The organism is Devosia faecipullorum, assembly GCF_015158295.1.
Lineage (GTDB): Bacteria > Pseudomonadota > Alphaproteobacteria > Rhizobiales > Devosiaceae > Devosia > Devosia faecipullorum.
Genome location: NZ_JACDXV010000010.1, coordinates 20,252 through 32,020, shown reverse-complemented (window position 1 = coordinate 32,020; position 11,769 = coordinate 20,252). Strand labels below are relative to the sequence as shown.

The 11,769-nt window shown below is 59.9% G+C and carries 14 protein-coding genes; 13 read left to right on the top strand and 1 reads right to left on the bottom strand.

Features of this window, described 5'->3' with window-relative positions; translation table 11 throughout:
- The first annotated feature begins 134 nt into the window (after window positions 1-134).
- From H0482_RS15725 to H0482_RS15665, 13 genes are all read left to right on the top strand, one after another.
- Entirely contained in the window at window positions 135-668 is a 534-nt protein-coding gene (locus H0482_RS15725; RefSeq protein WP_193731001.1) for a hypothetical protein, read from the top strand.
- A gap of 660 nt (window positions 669-1,328) precedes the next feature.
- On the top strand, window positions 1,329-2,153 hold the full coding sequence (locus H0482_RS15720; RefSeq protein WP_193731000.1) for a hypothetical protein: 825 nt from the start codon (window positions 1,329-1,331) through the stop codon (window positions 2,151-2,153).
- A gap of 154 nt (window positions 2,154-2,307) precedes the next feature.
- Window positions 2,308-2,913: a hypothetical protein gene (locus H0482_RS15715; RefSeq protein WP_193730999.1), complete on the top strand. Its 606-nt coding sequence runs from the start codon at window positions 2,308-2,310 to the stop codon at window positions 2,911-2,913.
- Between the two features lie 269 nt (window positions 2,914-3,182).
- The gene (locus H0482_RS15710) at window positions 3,183-3,551 is read left to right on the top strand and encodes a hypothetical protein (protein ID WP_193730998.1); all 369 of its coding nucleotides are present in this window, start codon (window positions 3,183-3,185) and stop codon (window positions 3,549-3,551) included.
- 54 nt (window positions 3,552-3,605) lie between these two features.
- Window positions 3,606-4,307, top strand: a complete 702-nt coding sequence (locus H0482_RS15705) for a hypothetical protein (protein ID WP_193730997.1) — start codon at window positions 3,606-3,608, stop codon at window positions 4,305-4,307.
- Window positions 4,308-4,383: 76 nt separating this feature from the next.
- Window positions 4,384-5,220 carry a P-loop NTPase family protein gene (locus tag H0482_RS15700; protein WP_193730996.1) on the top strand — a complete coding sequence of 279 codons (837 nt, stop codon included), beginning with the start codon at window positions 4,384-4,386 and terminating at the stop codon, window positions 5,218-5,220.
- Window positions 5,213-5,566, top strand: coding sequence for a hypothetical protein (locus H0482_RS15695; RefSeq protein WP_193730995.1), 354 nt, complete (start codon window positions 5,213-5,215; stop codon window positions 5,564-5,566). Before H0482_RS15700 ends, H0482_RS15695 begins: the two co-directional genes overlap by 8 nt.
- A gap of 19 nt (window positions 5,567-5,585) precedes the next feature.
- Window positions 5,586-5,801 (top strand): hypothetical protein, encoded by a 216-nt coding sequence (locus H0482_RS15690; RefSeq protein ID WP_193730994.1) that lies wholly within the window; start codon window positions 5,586-5,588, stop codon window positions 5,799-5,801.
- Complete coding sequence (locus H0482_RS15685; RefSeq protein WP_193730993.1) at window positions 5,798-7,441, top strand: type IV secretion system DNA-binding domain-containing protein; 1,644 nt, start codon at window positions 5,798-5,800, stop codon at window positions 7,439-7,441. Before H0482_RS15690 ends, H0482_RS15685 begins: the two co-directional genes overlap by 4 nt.
- Before the next feature lie 26 nt (window positions 7,442-7,467).
- Window positions 7,468-8,886, top strand: a complete 1,419-nt coding sequence (gene mobF / locus H0482_RS15680; protein WP_193730992.1) for a MobF family relaxase — start codon at window positions 7,468-7,470, stop codon at window positions 8,884-8,886.
- Window positions 8,774-9,022, top strand: coding sequence for an AAA family ATPase (locus H0482_RS17050; protein WP_193730991.1), 249 nt, complete (start codon window positions 8,774-8,776; stop codon window positions 9,020-9,022). Before mobF ends, H0482_RS17050 begins: the two co-directional genes overlap by 113 nt.
- A complete protein-coding gene (locus tag H0482_RS15670) occupies window positions 8,968-10,041 on the top strand; it encodes an AAA family ATPase (protein WP_193731025.1) in 1,074 nt (357 codons plus the stop codon). The genes H0482_RS17050 and H0482_RS15670 overlap by 55 nt, the downstream gene beginning before the upstream one ends.
- Window positions 10,031-10,489, top strand: a complete 459-nt coding sequence (locus H0482_RS15665; protein WP_193730990.1) for a helix-turn-helix transcriptional regulator — start codon at window positions 10,031-10,033, stop codon at window positions 10,487-10,489. The genes H0482_RS15670 and H0482_RS15665 overlap by 11 nt, the downstream gene beginning before the upstream one ends.
- On the opposite strand, the gene H0482_RS15660 is transcribed toward H0482_RS15665, so the two are convergent.
- On the bottom strand, window positions 10,486-11,649 hold the full coding sequence (locus H0482_RS15660) for a tyrosine-type recombinase/integrase (protein ID WP_193730989.1): 1,164 nt from the start codon (window positions 11,647-11,649) through the stop codon (window positions 10,486-10,488). The genes H0482_RS15665 and H0482_RS15660 overlap by 4 nt on opposite strands.
- Between the last annotated feature and the right edge of the window lie 120 nt (window positions 11,650-11,769).

Sequence of the window (11,769 nt, the reverse complement as noted above, 5' to 3'; positions counted from 1 at the left end):
TTGTCAGGTGCACAGGTGCTCGTTCTTCAATTTGCTTCGATGTGATTTGTATTGCGTCAAGGTGCTTCATTTTGCTTCAGCGTGCTACAATGGGGATGAAAGGCTGATTAGGCGGGCTGAGAGGATAGTAAAAGGTGGCGAGGCGTACGATCTTAAGCGACGAAGAGCTGGCGACAGGCGCCAAGGCCCTTGCGGACGACCTGCGCATTGGCGAAACCCGCCGACTGAAGCTGGCCAAGGTCATCGACGACCACCTTGCCTGGTTCGTCCTAGCTCGGGCACGCGGCCTGGAGTGGACAGACATCATCGACCTCCTGTTCCAGGCCGGCATCACAAGGCCAGATGGGCGCCCCCTCTCGCGGGGGCACCTGTCCTCCCTTGTGTGGCGCAAGCTACAGTCGTCGGATGTTGGTGCCCCGGCGCAGGCCACGGAGCAAGCTCGTCTGGCCGAGCCGCAAGAACTTGGCCGGAAACGTAGCACAGTGGCAGGGATGACCAAGCCCGAAGAAGCTGTGAGCAAGTCGGTCGTGACGGCATCGCCAGCCCTCACCCTGAAACCTGCCAAGCAGAACAAGACTAAGCCGGTCGATGCCGATGGCAAATCGTCTGATCGCGACAAGCTCATTGCTTTCATGCGCCGCTCGGCAAGGGTTCGGCGAGACGAATGAGGGGCGACAGTCCCTCGGTTGCGGCAAGAAGCCGATACTAGGACTGATGACGAAAGTGCGAGCACCATCAGCCACTCGAATTGTTGGCCGGATCATAATTGTGACTTCGGGTCGGGCCGCCCCGCTCTTTCCGGCCGATCCGCAGGTTTTTCTTCGCAGACTTGGACATGAAATTTCTCCGCGACCGGAAGCGGGCAACCTCTCCCGGCCTCTCAACCCGTCACGGCGAAAGCGCCGCCCTCTCACTCGAGGACGGCGTCACAAACCTGGCCGATAGGATGGGGCAGGATGGCTCAGCACCAGTCGGCCAGCCTCTTGGCCTTGCCTTCGAGATCGAGCCGGACGTCCAGGTTCTGCCGGCACCGAGCCTCGGCGGTGATGCTGTGAGAAATAGAAGACAGACGAAAGCGGGTCGCCTTCCCTTGCGAGGACGGTTTCGACGATTTTCATGGTTTGGGCTCTTGAGCATCCGCCCTTGCGCAGGAACGCGCTGCGGCCTTCCTGATCATGGCGACGATTTGCGGTGCTGCAACCGTCACCACACCACCTGCCAACCTCCCTTCCTTCTCCTTAATTTAAATCGGAGAGACCCCACGCAGCATCCGACAAAGTTGAGTCTGATTACGATGTCGTATATTGTCGTTTAAAAGGAGCGCGCCGATGTCGGATCAACCGAAGTTAGAGAAGACTGCGATCGCCCAACGGGTCGAGCAGCGCATGGAAGACTTGGGGATATCCCAGGCCGAGGTGGCTCGCCGGGGACGGTTCAACAGGGCTTTTGTCTCCGACATCATTGTCGGCAGGAAGGTCAAACTCCGGGACAAGAACTATGTTCGGTTGGCCCAGGCACTCCTGACCACGCCTCAATATCTGCGCTTTGGCATACCGCCGACCACAGAGGAATTGGCGCTACTCGGCGCCGATGGCTTGCCTCCTCCATCGAGTGAGGAAGGATCTGAGCAATCACTCGAGGATGCAGAGGCGCTTGCGCGAGCATTCGATAATTTCAGCTTTGAGCGGTCAAGCTGGATCGAACCGATAGCCGAGGCGAGACGCCCCCCGGGTTGGGCCAAAACTCCAACAATCCCGCTGTTTCGTTCAGAAGGCCGAGCAGATGGCGCAGCCCTCATCAGGAACCCTGCAGCCCAAATGGTGCGGGGGCCGCACTTCGCGGCGCGGGACTGGTATGCGCTCGCCATAACCGATACGACAATGGCACCCCGTTATGAAGCTGGCGACTACGTTTATGCCGCTCAAGGCAATGACGTGCGGGTGAAGGACTATGTTGTCGTGCGCGTCGCGAGCCGCGTCGGCCGAACGCCGGTACAGCTTGCCTATGTTCGCCAATTGCTGCGTCGCACGCCGGACGAAGTTGTCGTGCGCCAGCTTTCTCCGAGTGTGGAAACCGTTATTCCGCAAGCCGCGGTTCTCAGTATCGACCGGATCATCCTGGCAGGCGAGGTTATCGGCGGAGCGGATTTTTAACCTTTTGTTGAGGATGACTTTACGAACACGACCAGTTCGCACGCACGGTCTCCGATGTCGGATTGATTATTTATACGACAATGATTAGACCGAACCCAACACCACGCAGCCGGATATCCATCGGGGCCAGCACCGTGGTGATTGGAGTTGAGTTATGCGTACCAACGAATATGCCACCGTCCTCTCGGTGGGCCGCAGAACGCCATTTGGAGCCTCTCCGACCTCCGGCTCCAGCTTCGTACTTGACGGGCATTCAGTGGCAATGCTGGTCACTCAGCTGCCACGTCGCGAGGTGTACGGTGATCGCAGGATCCTCGAACACGGCGCGGTCGAGGTAGCTTCGCTAACGGAGGGCGTATCGGCCCTTTTGGCCTGGCGGTGGAAGCTGGGGGAAGCCAAGGAGGATATCCTCGCGGTCGAATCGCCCTTCCATATCGGGCTCGAAGATCCGCCGCACCGCTACTTCCCCCTGACCGATGACGGCCGTATTCCGCTTGTGCTCGTGGTTCAGGACTATAAAGGGCGGTGTGTGAGCATGCGCCATGGCGCCATCGGGCCTGAGGTGACCTCAGCTTTGGTGAAATTGCGTCAGCACCAGCTCGCCGATATTTCCCGGTCCGATTTCGAAGTTCGGCACCGCCGCACCATCAGATCGCTGACCGATGGCCTGCCTGATCCCCTGGCCGCCTTCAATACCGCCGCAATTCGCAGCGTTGTCGCAAAAGGCATTTCGCCTGAAGGTCCTGGCACACGACATTGATATTGGCCTCCGCCCGGTCTGGGTCACCGATCCGGCGGCGCCAACTGTGAGGCCACCATCCTTGAGATCAGCAATCCGCTTTTCCCGGGTCAGCCCCATGGTGAAAGAGAATGCGAGTTAATCCCAAAGACTACGCCTGTGGTCGGGGCAAAGGGTGCAAGCAGACAGCCCCCCTGCCTGTCGTCAAAACGGAGATGGCATATGCCTGACAAGATCAACCTCGAAGCCAACAATGCGCCCGGCGCATACCCGAACGCCCGAGCGTCGAAATGTGTGCTGACGCCATTGCCGGCTATGCACACCGCGGCCCGTTCGTTCTTTACGACTGGCACACGCAGTGGGTGGGACTCGAAGCGGCCAAGGACCTCGCCAACGTCATCAAACAGCCTGGCAAGGCCGTGGCCATGATGAAGATCGACGTCGACTATTTTGCGCAGCTCCATATCTATGTGCCGCCCGATGTCGAGCGGGCTTTCCGCGCGGGTCAGCCCAATGCCATTGAGTTGATTCCAAGGGACGACCGGCAAAAGAGCAATCGTCACCGTCCCGATGACACGATCACCATCAAAGTGGCCAAGCTGGCTTTGGAGGTCAACGCCTTCAGGCTACTGGCGTCTCAAACCAAGCTCGAGCGCTGAGAGCGCCCTGAACAGCACTCTCAAAAGGGCACCAGCGCTGAAGCTGCAGCTTCAATGACGCTGGCCGGTATGAAACCGCACCATGGCCAAGCGATGGTGGACAAGAAGCTGAGCGCGCTCGATGGCTTGATCGATCGCGGCCGCCGCAAGTTGCGCGAATTCTTCAACGTCAAGAATCCTCGTGATGTGAAGCGGGCTGCAGAGATCCAGACGCAGGACAAACTCGACACGGGCATGAGCGGCGAAACCATCAGCAAACACAATCTGGCCCAGATGCAGGCTTTCCAAAAGCACGCAGACCGGGCTGTGGTGCGCGAAACGGCTATGTATCGCTGGAGCACCAGCGGCGAAGACACGCCCGTCTCCGAGGCGGATGGACGCGACATTGCCAATGCGCATCTGGACCGTCAGTCGGCGCTCGACTTGATGCAGGTGGCCATTGCGGGTGGATTGAACCCCGCGCAGGTCCAGGGTCACATGTTGACCATGCGTCAGGCGTTCGACACGGGCTGCAAGGTCGGCTTGCTGCTGCGGGGTCATCCGATCACGGTGACTGTGGAAGACGCCATCGAGATCGAGAAAGCGATCGCAGCGGTTCAGCGCGGTCCGGCCGAGACCGATGAGGATGGCGCCTACTCTTACCTCGCTGACGCTCTTGCCAAATGCGAGAAAACATTGGGCCTCTCCAAAGTCGCGACGCGTGTGCACAGTTCGAAGATGACGGAAATCGTCACCCCTTTGCATAATCCGGGTTAATCCCAAAGCCGAGCACCGGTATTTTGCCGCAGGATTTTTCCCATCGGGGTCGTGGTGCCCCCAAAGGAGAAATCGAATGAAACACCTCATCAACGACATGATGAGCGGCACAGCGCCGCTCGTCATTATCATCGCCAACGAAAAGGGCGGTCAGGGCAAGTCGTTGACCGGCTTGGCGGTCGCTGACTACGCGCATCTCTGCCAGATTCAGCTCGGCGTGGCCCAGATCGACAATCAGGCTCGCCTGAGCAAGGCTCTCGACCGCAAGGTTCTGACCATCGATGCGGTGCCCGGCAATGCCCGCCGCGACCCGGCTGCAGAGGCGCGCAGCTTCACCCCGCTTTACGGCTTCCTCCAGAAGGACGTGAAAGCCAATGCCAGCATCCTCATCGATGTCGGCGCCAACCAGGCGCTGCGTCTGGCGCATTGGAGCGGTCTTGTCGACCTTGAGGAAGACCTTGCTGCCTGGGGATTTAAGACGGTCATCGTCGTGCCGTTCGTGGCGGAAGCCGAAGGTATTCGCCAGGCCGGCAAGACCGCCGAACTTTTGGGCAAGGCTTTCACCAATGCCCATCTGGTCCTGATCGAAAACGGGCGTGACGGCTCCTTCGAAGCGCTTCATCCCGCTTCCGATACGGCCCTAGCCTATCGCGAAGTCATCGAGCCGCTCAAATCGTCGGCCTCGGTTCTAACCATGCCAGCCGTCGAGGCTGGGTCGTGGCGCCTGTTCGAGGCTGGCAATTCCCGCCTTATTCACGTGGCGGGCATGCCGATCGGAAAAGTCATGGCGCTCACCGGCTTGCCTCAGCCGAAAGCCAAGATCTCCCGCGGTGATGTCGCCGCCTGGGCGGGCACCTTCTTTGCAGAACTGGATCGTGTCTTGCCCTGGAACCAGGGGGGCGACGATGCCTAAGCGCCGCAACCAGTTCGAGGCCGATTCCGCGGCCGCCCGGATCGAGCGTACCAAAGCCGAAACGGCTTTGGTGGGGCATTTGGCCAGTGAGATCAAACGTGATCTCGCCGGCTTTGACCCTACACGCCTTGCGGACCTGGGCCCCCAGGGCTTGCGGGGATTGCTGCAGGCACTTGAGCTCACGGAAGAGGGAGGCGGCGCCATGGCATTGCCCGGGACCATCAAGGGGTGGGCCGATCGCCGCCGTCCCGAACCCTGGCATTGGATTGGCGAAGTGTCTGTTGCTTCGTTTTTGGGGCTGGCTACAGCCCTCGTCCTATTCATGGCTATCGGCATTCTGTCGTAACCGCATTCAGGAGACTGATATGTACACCTCTAAGTCCTCGGCTCCGGCTCTTCTCGGCGCCTTCTCAGCCATGGTGATTGCCCTGGCCCTGTCCTTGCTGACGCTGCTTTTGCACCCAAACCCCACGATGATTGAGCTCAACAATCAGCTCATTCCCTTCGATCGCGCCACAATCTCCACCAAGGTCATCGGCGCAATGTCGGGCGGCTCTTGCAAGCAGCGGTTGAGGAATTGACCGGCATAGAATGGATTGATTGCCGTCTCGTCCCCGTGGCTGACCTGCTGGAAGCGGCCCTCAACGCTCCAAGGATGAGCTATTACTTTGCCGCTTTGGCCGCGGGCGGGATCATCGCTTTCGCGGTGGCGATGCGCTCTATTGATGCAACGACGCCAAAGCGAGAACTGGATCGCACAGTCAAGGGCCGACGCCCGGTATACGACCTAGACGCGCGCAACGGCCTGCGCTCAGAGATAAGGAAAACGGGCAGAACGGCCGAAGGCGGATTGTGGATCGCACCCCATGTGCAGCTGACGCCTGCACTTGAAAGCTACAATCTCCTCGGGCTCGGTACGCAGGGATCGGGCAAGACTTCCCTCTTCCGCGCCCTGATCGAGCAGTTTGTCGGCCGTGGCGACAGGGTTTTCATTCATGACGTTAAGGGCGACATGACAGCCGGGTTGCCCGTTGACGACTATATTCTTGTCGCGCCGCACGACGCACGCAGTTGGGCTTACGACATTGCTGCCGACATCAGGAACCACCATCACGCCTACGAATTCGGCAAGCGAATGGTAGATGAGGATGGCGACGACCGCATGTGGGGCAAGGGTGGCGGATCGATCGCGGGCGATCTGACCTGGGGCCTGGCAAAGGACCAAGAGGGGAAATGGGGTTGGGGCGAGCTGGCCAACACCCTGCTCGTACCCGGGGGGGGAATGAAAACGAGGCCCGAAGAACTGGGCTCGATCAATGCCAGCCGGCTGATTTTTGGTAGCGAGGATCCCGAAGAAAACCGTACCACCATGAGCCTGCTGATCACGATCTGGATCGCGGCGACAACCATCATCCTGCCGCTAGCCCAGGCCTGGGCGCAGGTGCCGCCGGGCCGTCGGTTCAGCTTGCGTCTTTGGGTGAATAGGAAAGGAAAGCTGCCCAGCACCATCATCCTGCAGCGGTCCTCCGAATACGCCTATCTATCCACGGCACTCGGCGGGTTTCTGATCGATCGATTGCTAGGCCTTGCCATGAGTCCGGACCGGAATCGCAATCGTGGCGGCAAACTCGTGCTTTGCTTGGATGAGCGTCCGGAGCAGGGCGTCATCACCCGCCTCCCCAATGCCTTGAACATTGGTCGAGAACTCGGCCTTGTCACCATCGGCGGTGTGCAGGATATCGCGCATCTGGCCAAAGTTTACGGCACCGAACTCGCCCAGGTGCTACTCGCCCGGTTCCGTATCAAGGTCATCCATCAGCTTGACGCAGGCGACACCGCGGACCGGATCAGCGCGCTCATCGGCGACCGCACGGTGCTGCGTCCAAGCCCCTCTGAGTTCAATGCCAAGACCGACAAGCCTGTACTCGTGCGCGAGAAGGAGCGGGTGCTCGATCCCTACATGTTTGAAACCGAGCTTGGCGTGCGAAACCACAGAGGTACATTGGTTTCGAGGACGCTGATCATGGGCCTTGGCAATCCAGCAATCCTCGACATTCCGATTACCGGGTGGTCAGAACGCCGCCCTGGGCACGTTCCGGCAGTCTGGGTCGACCAGCTTGAGCAGTCTGTTCGCAAGCCGAAGGCCCGACGTCAGATCGATGACCGGGGGGACAGATCAGAGTTAATCCCAAAGACCCTGCCCTGTAACAAGCATAGTTGAAAGGCCTCCCCTCGGAGGCTTTTCTTTTGGTCGCCAGTTTCGCCGTTATGAAATCGTCCGCCTACTACACCCGTCAATCCCAGATGGTGTCGTACTATGCAGATAACGAGTCCGCTGGTATCTGGCTGCGGGGTCACGATGCTTTGGGGATTGCCGCTGGTGATCGGGTGGATGCGACTGAATTTGACCGCATCTGCGCAGGGCTCGATCGCGTCGGAAAGCCGCTCATCAAGGCGAGCACGAAACCGCATATGCTGGGCGTCGACATCACCTTGTCCGCCCCCAAATCCTTTTCCGTGCTTTATGCCGCTGCGCCCAACGACCTCCGGCTGAGCCTGGCAGAGGCCGAGCGCAGCGCCCTTGAAGCCACGCTCCAACTCATCGAACGAGAAATTCCGCTCTCGCGCCGCGGCCGCAATGGCGAGCGTCGGGAACACTCAAAGTTCGCGGCGGCAGTGTTTACACATTCTGAAGCGCGCCCCGAACGTCATGCCGATGATGAGGTCTTCGCAGATTGCCGACGGCACCATCATGTCTGCCTGCCATCCATAGCCGAGCGTTCGGATGGCACTTGGGGTGGCATTGATAGCCGCCAACTGCGGATTTGGAAAAAAGCTCTTGGAGCTCTGTTCAGATTACAGCTCGCTTCTGCGCTGCAAGAGCGCGGCTTTGCGATAGAACAGGCCGATGATGGCTGGTCCTGGTCAATCGCCGGCATACCGCAAACCTTGACCGATTATTTCGGTGCCCGCCGCGCGTCCCTAGAAGAGGAACTTGCCGACGCCGGACTGACCTCCGGGCAAGCCCCTGCCCTATCATCTGCCATCAATGCGACGGATCGCCGGGCCAAGGATCATACGAGCATCGGTCAACTCACCGCGCAATGGCACGAGGCAATCGAACGTCACGGCTACTCCCCCGAAAAGATCGTTGGCACCGTTTTTGCAGCCGGTCGCGAGCAGGCGCGCGCGCCGCTCGATTTCTCTACTGAGCGTCCACAAAGGCTGGCGGCGGTGCCGGCGAAGCTGACCGAGTTCCAGGCAACGTTTTCGCGTCGAGAACTCATTGAAGCCAGCGCCAATGCTTTGGTCGGAACCGGAGCTGGGCTCGAAGAGGTCATTGATGGAGCCACTGACTTCATCGCCGGCAACACTGTTCTCGAATGCGCCCAGACGTCTGAGGGTGCCATCTTCACCACCCCCGAAATGCTCGCTGCCGAGCGCGCACTGGTGGCCTTGGTCGCGCGCAATGCGACGACATTGATTGCAGCGCCCGAGGCAGCAACGACCGATCAGATCCTGGCGGTATCGGGCCTCAACGCAGAGCAAGAGCATGTCGTTCGCGACGCGAGGTGCCCGTTTGGTCTTGGTTCAGGGCAGCGCCGGGACCGGGAAATCGACGACTCTCAAGGCGGTCGCCAGTGCATGGCGATCGGCTGGTTATGAAGTTGCCGGTGCCTCCGTTGCATGGCGGGCCGCAATTACTCTCGGCGCTGATCTTGGAATAGAAGCCCGCGCCATCGATGCCTGGCTCAAGTCTATCGACCAGGAAACACGCCTTTCGTTGACAAGACCTGTCTGATTGTCGAGGAGGCGGGCCTGCAGTCGACACTCCAGACCCTCAAACTCCTTGAAGCCGTCGACAGCACTGGTGGTGTCGTCCTCATGGTCGGCGACGAAAACCAGCTCACGCCCATCGGGGCAGGTCACGCCATGCGCCTGATCAGGCAGACCATTGGCGCCACCCGCATCGAGACTGTCGTTCGACAGCATGAGGCCTGGGCACGGCAGGCGCCCAAGGATTTTGCTCGAGGCAAGGCTCAAAAGGCGCTCGATGCCTTCGCCGATCACCGCCGGATCGAAATGCGGGACGGGCCGCGAGCGACCGTAGAAGCACTTGCAGCTCGCTGGGATCAGACCACACGCGCCGATCCGACCAAAGACATTCTGGTCACGGCCAAGACCAACGCGGAAGTGCGCGCTCTCTCCGCCGCGATCCGCACCCGGCTGCGAGAACGCGGCGTGCCGACCGGCCCCGACATCGCCATCGAAGCGGTCGATTCATCCGGCAATCGATACAGCCTGCGCCTTGCCGTCGGCGACCGGATCAGGTTCCTGCGTCGAAATGACGAACTCGCGGTGACTAACGGCAGCCATGCCCAAATCGTCTCCATCAATCGGGACAAGACCGGCGCCATTGCTATCCAAGTCGAGCGGGACGGTCAGCACGTCCTCTTTACGCCCGAAGACGTTGCCGACAACAAGGGCCGTGCCCGCCTCGCGCATGGTTATGCCACCACCCTTTTCCAGGCCCAAGGCCTCACCGTCGATCACGCGCTGGTCCTATTGTCTGCGCGTTTCGATCGGCACGATGCCTATGTCGCCAGCTCCCGCGCCCGAGAAAGATCAGAGCTTTTCCTCGACACTCGGACGCTCGATCGCGAGATCGAGACAAGCTTCATCTCAGAGACCAGCGAGAGCCTTGAGAAGGTCCGGCTGAGCTACCTCGCACAACGATTGTCTCGACAAAATGTAAAAACGCTCGCCCTTGATTACCTCCAAAAGCGCGAACGGACGAAGGAGCTCAACCATGAGCTCTAGGCGCGCGTCATCGCCCGGCCATCAGGGCATCGACGTCCCCCATAACTTCACCCGAGATCAAGCCCGGCCCGCGTGTCAAGAAAGCGGCGACAGCGTCTCCGCGACGCCCAGGGTCTATCTGACACGGTCCGACGTGGCAGAACGCTATCCCATTTCGACCCACACGCTGGCCAAGCTTGCGTCGCAGGGCAAAGGCCCCCGTTATTTCAAGCCCACAGACAAGTGCCTCTATCGCCCCGAAGATATCGAAGCGTGGATCGAAGCTACTGCCATTCTGCCGAGTGCGGTGGCCACGATGGAAACGGGTAAGGCCCGGAGTCAAAGCCCAACCACCGCGCAGAATGGGCGTGGCAAGGCTAAACCCACACCGATTCCATCAACCCGATCCAAGAACGGAAGAAAGTCTCTGCTGCCCTCGGCGAATTCCTGGCTGCGCCGAACAGACTAGGAATCGATGCTGGCATGATCCTCCACCACCCTGCCGTCCAGCGTACCAGGCAGAACGGTGACGGAGGTCGCACGAGGCTTTTTCAAAGCACGCAGGCGGGCTACGCTTTCGTCCACCTTGGAATGGCGATAGCGCAGCAGGCTTTTGACGTCGACATGTCCGGAAAAATCCATGACCTGTTCGGAAGTCCAGCCGGCGTCGAAGCAGCGTGAAACCGCTTCATGGCGGAAATCGTGCCAGCGCAGCGTGCCCACGCTGACCAGATCCGGCCGCCCAAGAGCTTCCGCCCGTTTGGCGGCGCGGGCGCGGGCCTGTTCAAAGGCTTTCTTGAGCTGATTGCCGCTCGCCTTGAACACCTTGCCGCCCTGGGCGCGCGCCGGCAAGGATTCGACGATTTTTTGTGCCGTCTCGGTGAGGAGTAAAAAGCGGCCGCGGCCATTCTTGGCATCGGCCAGCCAGATGGTGCCGCCCTGCGCGTCGTAGTCCGGCCATTCCAGGCGCAGCATCTTGCTGCGCCGGCACCCCGTTTCGAGGGCAAATTGCGCCGCCAGCGGCACAATCGGGTCCTGCGCCGCGATTAATTCGGCAAACAGCAATTCCTCCTCTTCAGGCTGAATGCGGCGAATGCGTTCGTCGATCGACCGTGGCGGCTTGATATAGGCGAGCGGTGATCGCGCCAGATCGTATTTGCGTGCCGCCGCCTCGAATATTGGCTTGAGCAGTCGCACATCGCGACCAATCGAATTGGGTTTGACCTCTTCCAGTCGCTCGGCGATCCAATCCTCGAACATGTCTTCGCTTGCATCCGCAAGGGCCGTGGAGCAGAGCAGCACAAAGTCGCGTTTGAAGGCACGCAAGCGGTAAAGCTCGGTCTCCTTGCCCTTCACTCGGCGGCGACCAGTCTCCAAAGCGGTGATTGCGTCATCGATGACGTCGCCCACGCTGGTACGATGGCCGATCAAACGATCTATCTTGTGGCCACGATCCTGGTCACCCATCACTTGGCGCACGAAACGCTTGGCTTCTTCGAGATCGTCGAAGGAGCCGGTGTGATTGGGAAAGCCCTTGCGACGGATTTTGACCTGGTAGCTGGTCAGGCGTCCGTCTGTGGAAATCCGCTCATAGATGTAGTCCGTCCCACGGAGTTTATAGGTCGGCATGACGTCTTCTTCTCACGTTTAGTGGAAAAAGGGTCTTCGACATTCCGAGGATTCGCAATGGCCAGCGCGAATTTTGATTCGGGGGCGTTGTCCCAAAACCTGTCCCAAACTTAATGTGTT

Coding starts and splice junctions, on each gene's coding strand:
- H0482_RS15720 (WP_193731000.1), top strand. CDS start 1,329: ATGTCGGATCAACCGAAGTTAGAGAAGACTGCGATCGCCCAACGGGTC.
- H0482_RS15715 (WP_193730999.1), top strand. CDS start 2,308: ATGCGTACCAACGAATATGCCACCGTCCTCTCGGTGGGCCGCAGAACG.
- H0482_RS15710 (WP_193730998.1), top strand. CDS start 3,183: ATGTGTGCTGACGCCATTGCCGGCTATGCACACCGCGGCCCGTTCGTT.
- H0482_RS15705 (WP_193730997.1), top strand. CDS start 3,606: ATGACGCTGGCCGGTATGAAACCGCACCATGGCCAAGCGATGGTGGAC.
- H0482_RS15700 (WP_193730996.1), top strand. CDS start 4,384: ATGAAACACCTCATCAACGACATGATGAGCGGCACAGCGCCGCTCGTC.
- H0482_RS15695 (WP_193730995.1), top strand. CDS start 5,213: ATGCCTAAGCGCCGCAACCAGTTCGAGGCCGATTCCGCGGCCGCCCGG.
- H0482_RS15690 (WP_193730994.1), top strand. CDS start 5,586: ATGTACACCTCTAAGTCCTCGGCTCCGGCTCTTCTCGGCGCCTTCTCA.
- H0482_RS17050 (WP_193730991.1), top strand. CDS start 8,774: ATGTCGTTCGCGACGCGAGGTGCCCGTTTGGTCTTGGTTCAGGGCAGC.
- H0482_RS15665 (WP_193730990.1), top strand. CDS start 10,031: ATGAGCTCTAGGCGCGCGTCATCGCCCGGCCATCAGGGCATCGACGTC.
- H0482_RS15660 (WP_193730989.1), bottom strand. CDS start 11,649: ATGCCGACCTATAAACTCCGTGGGACGGACTACATCTATGAGCGGATT.